General features: G+C 40.7%; 18 protein-coding genes and 2 other annotated features (1 of these 20 cut by a window edge). Of the genes, 12 read left to right on the plus strand and 6 right to left on the minus strand.

Features of this window, described 5'->3' with window-relative positions:
* Positions 1–78 precede the first annotated feature (78 nt).
* The 6 genes from ACQKL5_RS00355 (at position 79) to ACQKL5_RS00380 (ending at position 2,836) form a co-directional block, all read left to right on the plus strand.
* A complete protein-coding gene (locus ACQKL5_RS00355; RefSeq protein ID WP_427605897.1) occupies positions 79–249 on the plus strand; it encodes a hypothetical protein in 171 nt (56 codons plus the stop codon).
* Positions 250–496: 247 nt separating this feature from the next.
* Positions 497–633: a sequence feature (ribosomal protein L20 leader region), on the plus strand.
* Positions 634–731: 98 nt separating this feature from the next.
* Positions 732–1,232: a translation initiation factor IF-3 gene (gene infC, locus ACQKL5_RS00360; RefSeq protein WP_427605898.1), complete on the plus strand. Its 501-nt coding sequence runs from the start codon at positions 732–734 to the stop codon at positions 1,230–1,232.
* A gap of 34 nt (positions 1,233–1,266) precedes the next feature.
* Complete coding sequence (gene rpmI / locus ACQKL5_RS00365) at positions 1,267–1,467, plus strand: 50S ribosomal protein L35 (protein ID WP_034309070.1); 201 nt, start codon at positions 1,267–1,269, stop codon at positions 1,465–1,467.
* Between the two features lie 35 nt (positions 1,468–1,502).
* Positions 1,503–1,862, plus strand: coding sequence for a 50S ribosomal protein L20 (rplT, locus tag ACQKL5_RS00370; RefSeq protein WP_402874442.1), 360 nt, complete (start codon positions 1,503–1,505; stop codon positions 1,860–1,862).
* A 65-nt stretch (positions 1,863–1,927) separates the two neighbouring features.
* Positions 1,928–2,200, plus strand: coding sequence for a DUF1294 domain-containing protein (locus ACQKL5_RS00375; RefSeq protein WP_427605900.1), 273 nt, complete (start codon positions 1,928–1,930; stop codon positions 2,198–2,200).
* 63 nt (positions 2,201–2,263) lie between these two features.
* Entirely contained in the window at positions 2,264–2,836 is a 573-nt protein-coding gene (locus ACQKL5_RS00380) for a TVP38/TMEM64 family protein (protein WP_427605901.1), read from the plus strand.
* A gap of 37 nt (positions 2,837–2,873) precedes the next feature.
* Here ACQKL5_RS00380 and ACQKL5_RS00385 read toward each other — a convergent pair whose 3' ends face one another.
* Entirely contained in the window at positions 2,874–3,254 is a 381-nt protein-coding gene (locus ACQKL5_RS00385) for a sigma-w pathway protein ysdB (RefSeq protein ID WP_427605903.1), read from the minus strand.
* 108 nt (positions 3,255–3,362) lie between these two features.
* Between ACQKL5_RS00385 and ACQKL5_RS00390 the strand changes: the two genes are divergently transcribed.
* Positions 3,363–3,851 carry a dUTP diphosphatase gene (locus ACQKL5_RS00390; protein WP_427605905.1) on the plus strand — a complete coding sequence of 163 codons (489 nt, stop codon included), beginning with the start codon at positions 3,363–3,365 and terminating at the stop codon, positions 3,849–3,851.
* Between the two features lie 66 nt (positions 3,852–3,917).
* Complete coding sequence (locus ACQKL5_RS00395; protein WP_427606582.1) at positions 3,918–5,003, plus strand: M42 family metallopeptidase; 1,086 nt, start codon at positions 3,918–3,920, stop codon at positions 5,001–5,003.
* A 55-nt stretch (positions 5,004–5,058) separates the two neighbouring features.
* On the opposite strand, the gene ACQKL5_RS00400 is transcribed toward ACQKL5_RS00395, so the two are convergent.
* The 4 genes from ACQKL5_RS00400 to ACQKL5_RS00415 form a co-directional block, all read right to left on the minus strand.
* Positions 5,059–5,763, minus strand: a complete 705-nt coding sequence (locus ACQKL5_RS00400; RefSeq protein WP_427606583.1) for a LutC/YkgG family protein — start codon at positions 5,761–5,763, stop codon at positions 5,059–5,061.
* Positions 5,757–7,187 carry a LutB/LldF family L-lactate oxidation iron-sulfur protein gene (locus ACQKL5_RS00405; protein ID WP_427605907.1) on the minus strand — a complete coding sequence of 477 codons (1,431 nt, stop codon included), beginning with the start codon at positions 7,185–7,187 and terminating at the stop codon, positions 5,757–5,759. The genes ACQKL5_RS00400 and ACQKL5_RS00405 overlap by 7 nt, the downstream gene beginning before the upstream one ends.
* A gap of 22 nt (positions 7,188–7,209) precedes the next feature.
* Positions 7,210–7,926, minus strand: a complete 717-nt coding sequence (locus ACQKL5_RS00410; RefSeq protein WP_427605909.1) for a (Fe-S)-binding protein — start codon at positions 7,924–7,926, stop codon at positions 7,210–7,212.
* A 171-nt stretch (positions 7,927–8,097) separates the two neighbouring features.
* On the minus strand, positions 8,098–8,826 hold the full coding sequence (locus tag ACQKL5_RS00415; protein WP_427605911.1) for a FadR/GntR family transcriptional regulator: 729 nt from the start codon (positions 8,824–8,826) through the stop codon (positions 8,098–8,100).
* Positions 8,827–9,076: 250 nt separating this feature from the next.
* Between ACQKL5_RS00415 and ACQKL5_RS00420 the strand changes: the two genes are divergently transcribed.
* The 3 genes from ACQKL5_RS00420 (at position 9,077) to ACQKL5_RS00430 (ending at position 13,253) form a co-directional block, all read left to right on the plus strand.
* Positions 9,077–10,768: an L-lactate permease gene (locus ACQKL5_RS00420; protein WP_427605913.1), complete on the plus strand. Its 1,692-nt coding sequence runs from the start codon at positions 9,077–9,079 to the stop codon at positions 10,766–10,768.
* Between the two features lie 349 nt (positions 10,769–11,117).
* Positions 11,118–12,278 carry a YsnF/AvaK domain-containing protein gene (locus ACQKL5_RS00425; RefSeq protein ID WP_427605915.1) on the plus strand — a complete coding sequence of 387 codons (1,161 nt, stop codon included), beginning with the start codon at positions 11,118–11,120 and terminating at the stop codon, positions 12,276–12,278.
* Between the two features lie 171 nt (positions 12,279–12,449).
* Entirely contained in the window at positions 12,450–13,253 is an 804-nt protein-coding gene (locus ACQKL5_RS00430; protein ID WP_427605917.1) for a general stress protein, read from the plus strand.
* Positions 13,254–13,283: 30 nt separating this feature from the next.
* On the opposite strand, the gene sspI is transcribed toward ACQKL5_RS00430, so the two are convergent.
* The gene (sspI, locus tag ACQKL5_RS00435; RefSeq protein WP_402960734.1) at positions 13,284–13,493 is read right to left on the minus strand and encodes a small acid-soluble spore protein SspI; all 210 of its coding nucleotides are present in this window, start codon (positions 13,491–13,493) and stop codon (positions 13,284–13,286) included.
* Positions 13,494–13,616: 123 nt separating this feature from the next.
* Between sspI and ACQKL5_RS00440 the strand changes: the two genes are divergently transcribed.
* Complete coding sequence (locus ACQKL5_RS00440) at positions 13,617–14,375, plus strand: TrmH family RNA methyltransferase (RefSeq protein WP_427605920.1); 759 nt, start codon at positions 13,617–13,619, stop codon at positions 14,373–14,375.
* A 44-nt stretch (positions 14,376–14,419) separates the two neighbouring features.
* Positions 14,420–14,523: a binding site (T-box leader), on the plus strand; it runs 137 nt beyond the window's last position.

Raw genomic sequence — 14,523 nt, forward strand, 5'->3', positions numbered from 1 at the left:
ACATATAGTTGTGTCTCCCTTTTAATTAAGGCATGATAAACATAAACAGTCTGACACATAAGAATAAGGAGTGACACCATGAAGAAGAAATTTTCCTTTTTGTTTGGTCCAGCATTTTTGTTAGTCATCATTTTATTGATGTTCGATGATTACCGACAATATGCGATTTTTCCAGTCCTGCTGTTCTGGATAGCACTATTTTCATGGGATGCAATCGAGAAAAAGAAGAAGGCAAAGGAACAATCCTGACTTGCAATTCACATTAGGTATATTCATTACGGACCATATAGTGGACGAGGTAACACCACAGTTATTTTTAAAGAGCGTTAGCGTGTGAAAATTATTTATTGAAAATACTTTTAAAAAATGTATTGTCAAATCTCGTAATGTTTGATAATATTAACTCTGTTGTGAAAAACGAACGAATTAAAACGAATTAAGCATTTGACAATCATCAGTGTTTATGATATATTTCTAAAGTGAATTGAATACGGTTTGAAGAAAGAAGAGGCACCCGCTTCTCACCTGGTTGACGCAAGCAATGCAGTTAACAGGTCATGATTTGATTATTTGGATCTTTCTAAATTAGTCTATCAGTGTGGGTGCTGCATGCATCCACACTTTTTTTATTTTATTATATCCTGTAAGCGAGTTGTGAGCGTGACCTAATTGATTCAAACGTTCGTATTCGCCAATATCTTTGGAGGTGGCTAACTATTAGTAAAGACGCGATGGTAAACGAGGGCATCCGAGCCCGTGAAGTTCGTCTTATTGACCAAAACGGAGAACAACTTGGAATTAAAACGAAATTCGAGGCAATGGAAATAGCTGCTCGTGTAAATCTTGATCTAGTTTTAGTTGCTGCAAATGCAAAGCCTCCGGTAGCCCGGATTATGGACTACGGAAAACACCGCTTCGAGCAGCAAAAGAAAGACAAGGAAGCTCGTAAAAATCAAAAAGTCATCAGTCTGAAAGAGGTTCGCTTGAGCCCGACGATTGAAGAACATGATTTCAATACGAAACTTCGCAACGGAATTAAATTCCTTGAAAAAGGCGATAAAGTAAAAGCTTCTATCCGATTCAAAGGACGTGCAATCACGCATAAGGAAATCGGTCAACGCGTATTGGTTCGTTTTGCTGAAGCATGTAAAGAAGTGGCTACAATCGAGCAACATCCAAAAATGGATGGACGCAGCATGTTTATTATTTTAGCACCAAAAGTCGAAAAGTAATTGTTAAGTATTTTGTAATGAGGAGGAATACCTTATGCCTAAAATGAAAACTCACCGCGGTTCAGCTAAACGTTTCAAAAAAACTGGATCCGGCAAACTTAAGCGTTCTAACGCTTACACAAGCCATTTATTTGCTAACAAATCTACTAAGCAAAAGCGTAAGCTTCGCAAAGCTAGCCTTGTAAGCAAAGGTGACTTCAAACGTATTCGTCATATGTTAGATAACATTAAATAAGTTCGATTTATCGAGTTAAATAGGAGGGAAATAACATGCCACGTGTAAAAGGCGGTACTGTTACTCGCAAACGTCGTAAAAAGGTTATAAAATTAGCTAAAGGTTACTATGGCTCGAAACATATTCTTTTCAAAGTAGCTAACCAACAAGTAATGAAGTCAGGAAACTATGCTTTCCGTGACCGTCGTCAGAAAAAACGTGATTTCCGCAAACTTTGGATCACTCGTATCAACGCGGCTGCTCGCATCAACGGACTATCTTATAGCCGTTTAATGCATGGCTTAAAGCTAGCTGGTATCGAAGTGAACCGTAAAATGCTTGCTGATCTTGCTGTAGCTGACGAACAAGCTTTTGCTCAATTAGCAACTGCTGCTAAACAACAATTAGACAAATAAGTCTGACTGATATAAGTCGCTCTCTTTTTAAGAGGGCGGCTTTTTATATATAAGGAGGGATAGTGATGGAAGCAATATGGATCGTTCCTGCCTATATCATCATCGCTAGCATCATCAGTTTTTCCCTTATGGGAATCGATAAGAAGAGAGCACGTAAGGGGGAATATCGGATCAGCGAAAAGACCCTTTGGACGTGGGCCATCATTGGCGGAGGAACGGGAGCGTTTATAGGGATGCGCCATTTTCGCCATAAAACGAAGCATTTCACTTTCAAATGGGGGCTACCTGCATTAATGGCCATTCAGATCTTGCTAGTAATCACGATAACCATTCGTTAGTCATATGTTAATGAAATTGCGTATATGCTTGTAGAAGCAGCAAGAATAAGCTGGAGGTAGAACATGGATGATAAACTGACATTTTTAATGAGCTACGTTCAATCCGGCAGTGTGTTTGCACCATTGATTTTTATCACTTTCCATTTGTTACGGCAATTTTTATTCATCCCTGTCATCGTCGTTTGCATTTCAGGTGGCATTTTATTTGGTGCGGCCTTTGGAACAATCTATTCACTCATCGGTCTGACGCTTGCCAATATGATTTTTTATTTCGTGATCGGAAAATTCCCCAAAATGCAGGAGAAGCTGTTTCGCCTTAAAAATAAGTTATTTGGGAATCGAAAACTTAACAGTCGCCAAATAGCGGTATTACGGCTTATTCCATTCATCCACTACTATTTATTGTCCCTCTGCCTTTTGGAATCCAATAAAGGATTAAAAAATTATTTTTATTTAACCTTTTTGACCAATATCCCTGTGGCCTTCGTCTATACGGTTTTCGGGCATTATATTGCCGATTTCAGCCCGACATTAATCATTATTATCCTATTATCCTTAACCTTATTGCTGTATTTATTGAGGGAAAAGCAGACGGTCGTGCCCTGGAAAGAATTTTTTCAATCTCATGATAAATGAAGGCCTTGAGTGAACATCACTCAAGGCCTTAAACTTTTTAATCGTTTAAAAACTCCTTAACAGGGCTTTTCCAGTCAATGATGGCGTCTGGATATTGTTTTTTTAGGGATCTTTCAATCTTTAAAAAGTCTTCACGTTTTAAACCTTTCAAAGCGGAAGTTTTCTTCGGCCAGATAAAAATGGAAATAACCTCGAAGGAGCGCTCCGTTGTACCTAAATACTTCTCTCCTTCGAACATGACCCCGTTATAGGTCAATAAGAAATTTTTTCGGATATTTGAAGTATCGTCAAGCAGAAAGTACTTTTTCTGTTCATGAGCAAGTTCTAGTTTTCGTTGTGGATTTAATAAATATTTGATCGTCGTGTATATTAAAAAGATGATAAGAGCCAAAAGAAAGAGCCGTAGTATTAATACCATGGTGTTTCCTCCTCTAACAGAGTGATTTCTTTCTTTTACGTATGGGTTTTTAATAAGTTTCATTTATTTGATATAATTTAGGAATGAATGAAGAAAGTAGTGATGAATATGAACATAGAAAAATTGATGGACATGCAGGCGGGATTGGATAGACATATCGAAAAGAAGCATGAATTACATAGAGAAGATCTGGTAGAGAGGAAGATTCTTGCTCTTCTTGTAGAGCTTGGCGAGCTAGCCAATGAAACAAGATGTTTTAAGTTCTGGAGTCTTAAAGGCCCTTCGGATAAAGAAACGATTTTAGCCGAATATGTGGATGGTATTCATTTTATCCTGTCACTTGGAATTGAAAAAGGATTTGTGCCCATAGTTGAATCGGCTACTCTTCAGGTAGATGGCGATATGACCACACAATTTATACTGATATACGGATGCATTAATGAATTTCGTTTACAGTTGGATGGGCCCGCATTTCAAGCGGTATTTACTGAATACCTGCGTTTAGGAGAAATGCTTGGATTTTCTGCGATGGATGTAGAGACGGCGTATGTCAGCAAGAATGAAGTGAATTACGAACGTCAGAAAAATGACTATTGATTGTTAATTTAAACCATATTTTATATAATGAAGGTTAGAGTGCAAGAAGGGGGAATGGGAATGGGAATGGTTCAATTAGATGAAACGCTAAAGATGTTAAAAGATTTAACGGATGCAAAAGGGATTGCAGGAAATGAAAGTGAAGTAAGAAAGATCATGACTGAATACATAACTCCATATGCGGATGAAATATCTACCGATGGATTGGGAAGTTTGATTGCTAAGAAAACAGGTGAGGAAAATGGGCCGAAGATTGTCGTGACGGGACATATGGATGAGGTCGGTTTCATGATTACCCAAATCGACGATAAAGGATTTTTACGTTTTCAGCCGGTTGGAGGATGGTGGTCACAGGTCATGCTCGCACAGCGTGTGACAATCGTGACGGGCAAAGGTGACGTGACAGGTATCATCGGGTCAAAACCGCCGCACATCTTAACACCGGAAGCGAGGAAAAAGCCGGTAGAGATTAAAGATATGTTCATTGATATCGGAGCGACCAGTAAGGAAGAAGCACAAGGATGGGGTATTAAGCCGGGCGACATGGTGGTGCCTTATTTCGAATTCACGGTCATGAATAATGATAAGATGCTGCTTGCGAAAGCATGGGACAACCGAATCGGTTGCGCCATCGCGATTGATGTACTGAAACAATTGAAGGATAGCGAACATCCGAACGTAGTGTATGGAATCGGAGCAGTACAAGAAGAAGTCGGCCTGAGAGGATCTAAAACATCTACTTTCAAAATACAACCTGATATCGGCTTTGCCGTTGATGTAGGCATTGCGGGGGATACGCCTGGTGTGAGCGATAAAGAGGCGATGAGTAAAATGGGAAATGGCCCGCAAATCGTCATTTATGATGCATCGATGGTGGCTCATAAGGGATTACGTAATTTCGTTACCAACACGGCTGACGAAATGAATATTCCATATCAATATGAATCGATCCCAGGTGGTGGGACGGATGCCGGCTCCATTCACTTAACAGCAAATGGAGTGCCTGCATTAGCCATTACGATTGCAACGCGCTATATACATTCCCATGCTGCTATGCTACACCGTGATGATTATGAAAATGCCGTCAAACTTATAGTTGAAGTGATCAAGCGCCTCGACCGAGAAGCGGTGGACCGGATCATCTACGAATAACCAAAGAAAAATGGAGAGCTTCCTAATTAAAGGAGCTCTCCATTTATTATGATTTTTATTTATCGTCAACGATAATATAGACGGCTTTAATCGGGCCATGCACACCTACAACTAGATCCATTTCGATGTCAGCGGAGTTGCTAGGCCCTGTAATGAAATTAATGCAAGAAGGAACGAGTTCTCCTTGCTCAACTTTGGACCTTAGAGCCTTAGCTGCCTGGGTCATCCGCGGGACGATGCTACTCTTTGGAATGATGGAAACATGGCAGGCAGGTAAGAAGCTAATGGAACGGCCGTGGTCCTTGTCGCTATATAGAACAACTGTGGCAGATTCAGCGAGCGTAATCTCACTGAAAGTAATGCCGATGTTGGCCCGTTCAGCCCGTTCAATATTTTCTCTTCCAATCTGATGATCCCACACATGGACGCCGTTACCGTTCAACACGTCCATTAGTTGATAATCTAGGAATCTTTGATCTTTCGGTATGATGACAGGTCCATGTCCAAGTTCTTCAATGACCTGTTGCAAAACATGTGCAACTTGACTTGAATCGGTAAGGTGAACCTTGGTATGAACCCGTGTGCTCTGTTCTCGTAATTCCTCGACAAGTTCATCTTGCGTCGCATTTTTTAGGACTTCCATCTGTGGAGCATGTTTCCAGACGGGACGGGATATCCCTTCTGTAATGGGTTCCCTACCTAAATTCTTGGCTATTTTCGCTAAAAAAGTATCCTCGTTTTGGATGGTTCCTGTCATGATGATTGCCCTCCTTTGTCACGGTTCTTGAACCAATCACGGAAACTTTCTTTATTTGGAGCGGGGAATTCACGGCTTTCCGTCCAAGATTTAAGCGGCCCTGGTCCTTTTGAAATAATATCCCCCGTCTTGAAGGGAGACATGGCTGAAGGAGCCATTTTCGATCCTAATTTATATAGCATTGGAGAAGCAGCACCAATTCCGAATGCCTTCATGGCCATTTTTTCAGAAAATGGAGCCATCTTTTCTTTTTCAACAATGACTTCACGATGTTTCCTCAACAGATCATGAAGCGGAATCTTTACTGGGCAGGCATCAGTACAGGCTGCACAAAGTGTTGAGGCATAAGGCAATTCCTTATAATCTTCATACCCTCCAAGAAGTGGTGATAGCACCGCTCCAATTGGACCGGGATAAATCGAACCATAGGAATGGCCGCCAACCTGTCGATAGACCGGACAGACATTAATACATGCGGCACAGCGAATGCATTGAAGTACCGATTGGAATTCAGTCCCTAAAATCTTGGAACGTCCATTATCCACGATAACAAGGTGAAATTCCTCGGGGCCATCAATGTCGCCTTCATCTCTCGGTCCGGTAAGGGCGGTAATGTAGCTGGTCAATCTCTGGCCGACTGCACTCCTGGTCAATAAACTGACGAGAATTTCAAACTCATCGAATGTCGGGACGAGCCGCTCCATCCCCATTACGGTAATTTGAGTTTTTGGAAGTGCTGTTACTAAATCCGCGTTACCTTCATTCGTCACCAAACCGATGGATCCGGTTTCTGCAATGGCAAAGTTACAGCCGGTGATTCCAATATCGGCACTCAAGAACTCTTTCCGCAGAATTCCGCGTACATGGTCCGTCAGCTCTTCCGGCTTTTCAGTTTTCAAATAGGCAAGCTTTTCTTTAAAGACATCTCTAATTTGTTCTTTATTTTTATGAAGAGCGGGCGCCACGATATGTGAAGGAGGGTCATTGTCATCAAGTTGCAGGATATATTCGCCAAGGTCCGTTTCGATGACATCAACTCCAGCTGATTCAAGAGTGGAGTTCAAATTGATTTCTTCCGTGACCATGGACTTGGACTTCACGACTTTCTTGGCATTCTTTTTTTCGATGACGTCCTTAACATATCCACTGGCTTCTTCGGCCGTTTCCGCAAAAAAGACATGACCGCCCCTTTTGGATACGTTTTCGGCAAGTTGATGCAAATAGAAATCAAGGTTACTGAGAACATGCTGGCGAATTTCTTCACCGAGTGAGCGCCATTCCTCCCAGTTTCCTAATTCATCAACGGCGGTTAGCCGGCGTCCATGTAAACGTTCTTGGGCACTCGATACGGCCAACCGCATAAAGTCGTTTTGTATTCCTTCATCCACTCGGTCTTTAAACTTGGCGGAACTGGTTTTCATAGACATCGTTTTGCCTCCTTGGTTTCTTTTAAATACTATTTAATACTTCAGCAATATGTAAAACCTTGATGGGCTGCCCCTTACGTTGGATACGGCCTCCGATATTCATTAAGCATCCAGCGTCTCCACCGATAAGAAAGTCCGCACCGGTATCTTCCACGTTACAGGCCTTTTCTTCCACCATTTGTCCGGAAATATCGCCCATCTTGACAGAAAAGGTTCCGCCAAATCCACAACAATTCTGGGCATCCGGAAGCGGTGTCATTTCGAGTCCCTTCACATGGCTCAATAGAATGGCCGGAGCTTCTTTTACCTTGAGCAACCGAGTCATATGGCAGGAAGTGTGATAGGTCGCTTTCCCTTCAAGTTTGGCACCCACATCCGTTACTTTTAATACATCTACGATGAATTGAGTCAACTCATACGTTTTATTTGCTAATGTAGAGGCTTTCTTTTCCCAAATAGGATCCCCTTTAAAAAGGACAGGGTATTCTTTGAACATGGCAGCACAAGAACCGGAAGGGGTGACGATATATTGAGCATCCTCGAATGTTTGAATCATTTTTTTCATCGCTTCTTTAGAAGCTTTCGTATACCCACTGTTATAGGCCGGTTGTCCACAGCAAATCTGTGATTCTGGAAAGTCAATCTCGCAACCTAGCCTTTCAAGCAGTTCCACCGTTGCTTTTCCAACATTGGATTGAAATAAATCCACTAAACATGTGGCAAATAGAGTCACTTTCAAAATATTTTCCTCCTTTTTCGAACAGGTTAACAGGTCATCTGATGACTAAAACAGAAAAAGGAAATGGATTGAAGAACATGCCATTTTCCCTAAAATATTGGAACCGTTTTCAGAATAATATATCAAATTCTTTATATTTTGTATAGTTTATTTTTTAAAAAAGTCCTAATCTTATATTCCCTCAATGGTTTGTAGAATGAACTTATCAAATGATTCTTCGACATTTTGTAAATGTAAAAGCATCGCATGACGGGCTCCAGCTTCATCCCTATTGGCGATTGCTTCATAAATCTGGCTATGTTGCTGATAAAGTCGTTTAAGTGACATTTCTTCTGAATAGAGAGCCAGTCGTCGAATGTCACGCATCTTTTCCGTCATCATGACAGACACTTGACTCATCAATGTAATAAGTAACTCGTTTTTAGAAGCATTCGCAATGGCAACATGGAAGGCTATATCTGCTTTATCACTCAATTCTTCATCGTCGGCTACCTTTTGCATATCCGAAAGCTTCGCCTTAATTTCAACCAGGTCATCGTTTGTCCGCTTTTTTGCGGCCACTTCAGCGGTACCAGATTCAAGGATCTTTCGGACTTCGAGCAAATGCTTAATGTTCTCCTTATCCATCAACAGAGCCGTAGTTAAGGGGTAGTTCATGATGCTAGGATCGAATGTTTTAACGAATGTTCCTTCGCCTTGCTTGATTTCGATGAGCCCCATAGAGCTAAGTGCACTTAATGCTTCACGAACAGCAGGGCGCCCGACTTGGAAATTCTCCGCGAGCTGTTGAATGGAATCTAATTTATCACCCGGTTTTAAAGAACCGGAACGAATCATTTCATAAATTTCATCACTTACTTCTTCATAAATTTTCTTTGGCTTTATTTTTTTGTAGGCCAAGTAACATACACCTCAATTTTCTTTGCATTTCTCTAGTTATATTTATTATATAACACATTCTGACTCCTCATCTGTAGATAAGTAAAATGATAGAAAATAAAAAAAGCCTTGATTTTCCATTTCCAATCATTTACCTTATATTAATAATCATCAAGTCATCTGATGACTACGAAAATATGATTTTGAAAGGGTTTTCACTGCACATAAATAACTGAAAGTTAAAAAAATATGGTGAATGGAGTCGAAACAAATGGCATGGACGCAAAATTTTACACCGATTATTGATAACCTGGTACTATCATCTCTGGTAGCTCTTATTCCTATTTTATACTTTTTCTGGGCTCTGACCATCAAGCGGATGAAAGGATACATGGCTGGTTTGACGACATTGCTTGTTGCCTTTGCAGTTGCCATTTTTGCTTATGGAATGCCTGTAGGAAAAGTCGTGATGTCTGCTTCACAAGGTGCCGTTTATGGACTGTTGCCTATTGGATGGATCATTATTACATCCGTATTTTTGTACAAGATGACCGTAAAAAGTGGACAATTTAATATTATCCGATCTTCGGTTCTTTCCCTTACAGAAGATCGTCGGCTTCAAGCTTTATTGGTGGCCTTTTCATTCGGCGCCTTTTTAGAAGGGGCTGCTGGATTTGGAGCGCCAGTTGCCATTTCTGCGGCTCTTTTAGTGGGGCTAGGATTTAATCCGCTATATGCAGCAGGGATTTGTTTAATCGCCAATACGGCACCGGTCGCTTTCGGCGCTGTAGGGATCCCGATTATTGCCATGGAGGGGCCTACGGGAATTGCTGCCATGGAAATCTCAAAAATGGTCGGCCGCCAGTTACCTTTCCTTTCGGCTTTCATCCCGCTGTACCTTATCTTGATTATGTCGGGATGGAAAAGGACGATTGAGGTGTTACCCGCTATCGTGGTTTCCGGCCTATCTTTTGCAATAACGCAATACGTAAGTTCTAATTTTATTGGACCGGAACTACCGGATATTCTTTCGGCTTTAGTATCGTTGTTCGCTTTGGCTATCTTTTTGAAATTTTGGAAGCCCAAAACGATCTTTCGATTTAAGTCTGAAGAAACAGCAGCTGCTGTTGAAGAATCTGCTTCTCCTAGGGAGACAGAAAAAAAGTATACGAAATGGCAGGTATTCCATGCATGGTCTCCATTCCTATTGTTAACGCTTTTCATTACCATTTGGGGAATGAATCCAATAAAACCGGCACTATCCGGTCATTATGAAGGAACTAATGCATTTTTGAAGGGAATCAATGAGATTGGTAAAATAGTAACCTTCCAAATTGAAGTGCCCGGTCTTCATAATGAGATTATAGGAAGTGGGGGCCTACCCATTGCCGCTTTTTATAAAATTGAACTGCTAGGAGCAGCAGGAACGGCTATTTTATTGGCTGCGATTGTGACAAAGTTCATTGTACATATGTCCTCAAAAGATTTCTTGGCTACCTTTGTTGAAGCGATGAAAGAATTAGCAAAGCCTATCTTAATGATTTCATCCGTTGTTGCTTTCGCTTACGTGACGAATTCTTCTGGGATGTCGACGACTTTGGGAATGACACTGGCAAAAACAGGAGACTTTTTCCCGTTTTTCGCTCCAGTTCTCGGCTGGTTAGGTGTGTTCATAACAGGATCAGATACGTCTGCGAATCTATTATTTGGTGGTCTGCAAAAAGTTACCGCTATAAAGATTGGAATGGAGCCCGTTCTGGCGCTTGCGGCGAATTCGTCCGGTGGTGTAACCGGCAAGATGATTTCCCCTCAGTCAATTGCCATCGCCTGTGCAGCAGTCGGCTTAGCTGGAAGGGAGTCAGAGTTACTGAGATTTACGCTCAAGCATAGCTTATTCTTATTACTTCTCGTTTGTATCATAACCTTCTTGCAAAATGGCTTCCTTGCTTGGATGATTCCCTAATAAAGAAACAGCCCATCCGATTCGGTGTTCATCGCCCAGTCGGATGGGTTTTTCTATTTTTAAATCTAGTTTTTGAAGTGTGGCGCTTAATATTAATAGGAGAAAGTGAAAGAAAGGGGGACTCGGCAATCTAGTAGAATCGAAAGACGAGTTTAAACATTACATTAATATAAATCGGGAATACCTTGTTACGATGGGATTAGTAAAGGGGTCCATTCGTTTTTGAGAACATAATGTAATGTTATAACAAAAATGTAATATGCACCTTCGTTTAGTTAACAACCAAGCGGGTACATTCTAAATATAGCAACTACCAAACAGAATAATCTAACACAAGGAGGAATTTAATATGAATAAAACAGTTTATGGAGTATACGAATCCAATGCAGAAGTGATTCAAGCAATCAATGCACTTAAAGCGAAAGGCTTTGAAGGAGAAGATATAACAGTTGTAGCAGACAAGGAAGAAACATTAGACTTTACAAATGGACAAAGGGAAACGGATGTTCATACCATAACGAATGTAACAACTGAAGATACTTTCATGGACAAGGTGGCACGGTTCTTCATGCCAGATGAGAGTGCGAATCTTTCTACTAGACTAGCGGACGCAGGACTTTCCAATAGTGAAGCGGCTGAATACGTGTATGATGTGGAACGTGGAAAAATGTTGGTTTTAGTTGAAGAAAATGCAGGTCATCTAACTTCACCAAGAGATTCATTCAAAGCGGGAACAGAAGATAGTTCTCTTAGAACAGGCGAAACAGTGGATACTAACTCGAAAAATCCTCTTTTCAACGAAACCGTCCAAAACGGTCGTTTGAATGACACAGACACTACCGTCCTAAATGGACATGGTCGTGGAACGACAGAAGATGAAAAAACAATCAGACTGCGTGAAGAACAGCTGAATATTGATAAAGAAAGAGTTCAGGCTGGAGAAGTGGTCATTGATAAAGAAGTGAAGGAACAGCCTAAATCAATTAACGTACCAGTCGAACGCGAAGAAGTAACAATCGAACGTCGCCCTGTTACAGGAAAAGAAAGTGGACTAGAAACAGAAACTATTAAAGATGGTGAAACTGTACGAATTCCAGTAGTTGAGGAAAAATTAGAAGTGACAAAGAAACCAGTTGTCACGGATGAAATTGTAATCAACAAACAAGTGGTAGAAGAAACAGAACAAGTGCAAGATACGCTCAAAAAAGAAGATATTCAACTCGATAGCAGTGACTCTTCCATTGTACGTGAAAAAAATGATAGTGTAACAGCATTTGACAAGAATGATGTTGTCACAACATTTGATGAGAATGACCGTGAAACTTTACGTGATAATCATGATAGTCCTACTGCACGTAAAAAAAGTGGTGGTGCAACAAATAAAAATTATGCCTTCGATAAAACGTATACAGTGATGGATAAAGATTATCCTAATACCGACGCCGACGAAGCGCCATTTGTAGAGAAGAAAAGTACGGACACTCTTGATGAACAATCAAAAATTCGATAAGAGTATTCATTAAAACAAGAGAATGGACCTGCAGTTTTCTGATACTGCAGGTTCTTTTTTGTTTTGTGGGATGGGGTTGTTGACCGATTTGAAAGAGTCCATATTGTTTAATTTTAGGTGGTTAGGGTATAACAAGATTAAATAGTACTGTTACAAAAGGAGGAATAGTTCATGGCAAAAACATTGCATGGTGTTTATGATTCTAGTTCGGAAGTAAACAAAGAGATTCAGTCGCTCCATTTAAAAGGCTGGGACAGTGAAAAAATTACCGTCATCACGAATAGGAAAGAAGATGTGGCTTTTGTGAGTAAGGGTCAAAACGCGGACGTGGATATTATCACGAACGAGGATGATGACTCCTTTATTGAAAAAGTGAAGCATTTCTTCTTGAATGAAGGCTCAAGCGATATCAGGAATCGTTTAGGAAATCTTGGTCTTACCGATAGTGAAGCCACCGCTTATATAAATGAAGTCGAAGCTGGAAAGTTCCTGATTCTTCTTGATGACGAGACGCCTATAGATACTGAGGAACATATTAGCGTCCAAGAAAACAACCCACTTAAAACCGGTATCGTGAATAATCCGGACCCGAATCTTTTTCCGGAAACGACGGCAAATGCCTATCAAGCAAGTGAAGTAGATACACAGCCGGGCAAGAACGAAGAGCTTCATGGGAATTCTGCCAATATATTTGGTGATCAAGAGGTAGGCACAAAACGGGACCAGAACAAAGAAATCAGATCTAATTCTTCGGAGCAGTATAAAAAACCTATCCCTAAGGATTATGAGGGAACGATAGCAAGTGATCCTCACATCGATCCATTCTCCGCAGACACCAAAAAGGCATTGAATGCAGGTGATTCACTAAATCGTACCACGTTGCCTCCTGAAGGAAAAGTGCCTCAAGATAGCGATGATAATCCTGATTTAACTGATAAATATATCAAAAACCGCATTAACACAGATCATCTATAAGCCAAAAAAAATAACAGCCGTTAATGGCTGTTATTTTTTTAAACCAGATTCGAGTGCCGTTATCATTTCCTGCTTTTCCTCTTCGGTTGAGTTTTCCCAGATGACTTCGAATAATACACCTAGACCTGGCAGCATTTTCTCCTCGCCATTTTGAATTGCGTCGACTATCGTGTCTTCTAGTTGTTCTTGCGTATTCCCAGATACATTCTGAATAATGGCATTGCGTAAATTTAAATTCACAAAATTTCCTCCTCTAACACATAATGACTCACAGGAATAGCATTTCACAAACAGGCATGCAATATGTATGCTAATTACGTTATAATAGGATAATTAATGTGAAAAATTAAAGGAGCGTTTACCTTGAAATATATTGAGTCTGTAAAAAACCCTCAAGTGAAGCAGTGGAAGAAATTATTAACAAAAAAAGAACGGGATAAAACCGGTAAGTATTTAGTGGAAGGTTTTCATCTTGTGGAAGAGGCATTGAAGGCAGAAATCGTCATGGAAGTCATCATGAATGAAGAAACAGAGATGCCGGCCCATTTTTCGCTAGAAGGTACGGATGTCATCTATGTCAAAACAGATATCATGAAAGCAATTTGCGATACGGAAAGCCCACAAGGAATAGCCGCTGTTTGTGAACAGAAAACGATTAGCATGGCTTCCATTAATCCGGACAAACTACTGTTGATTGATGCGGTACAAGACCCAGGCAATATCGGCACGATGATCCGGACAGCTGATGCAGCTGGAATCGATGCTGTCATTCTAGGAGAAGGGTGTGCTGACCTATATAACCCGAAAGTGGTCCGTTCCACGCAGGGAAGCCTGTTTCATATGCCAGTGGTTAAAGGGAATCTTTCCGAAATCATGGATGAACTGAAGCAAAAAGGCATACCGGTTTACGGTACGGCACTAGAAGGGGGTTCGCCCTTTGAAGAGGTGGAAAAATCTTCTCGATTTGCACTGCTCGTCGGTAATGAAGGCCAGGGAGTTTCCAAGGAATTATTGGCGAAGACGACGAAAAATCTTTATATTCCTATATACGGGAAAAGTGAATCACTGAATGTCGGAATCGCTGCAGGTATTTTAATGTATTATTTAAGAAAATCGATTTGAAACGGCCGGTAATTTATAATATAATGAAACAGAATTTTATAATGAAAACAACAATGACAAAGAGTAGTAACTTAAGACATCCATAACCAGGGAAAAAATGCCGTGACTGAAAGCATTTTTATGGCAATGCTTAAGGGAATTCACCTTT

It is taken from the genome of Peribacillus sp. NPDC097675, assembly GCF_050277655.1.
Taxonomy (GTDB): Bacteria; Bacillota; Bacilli; order Bacillales; family DSM-1321; genus Peribacillus.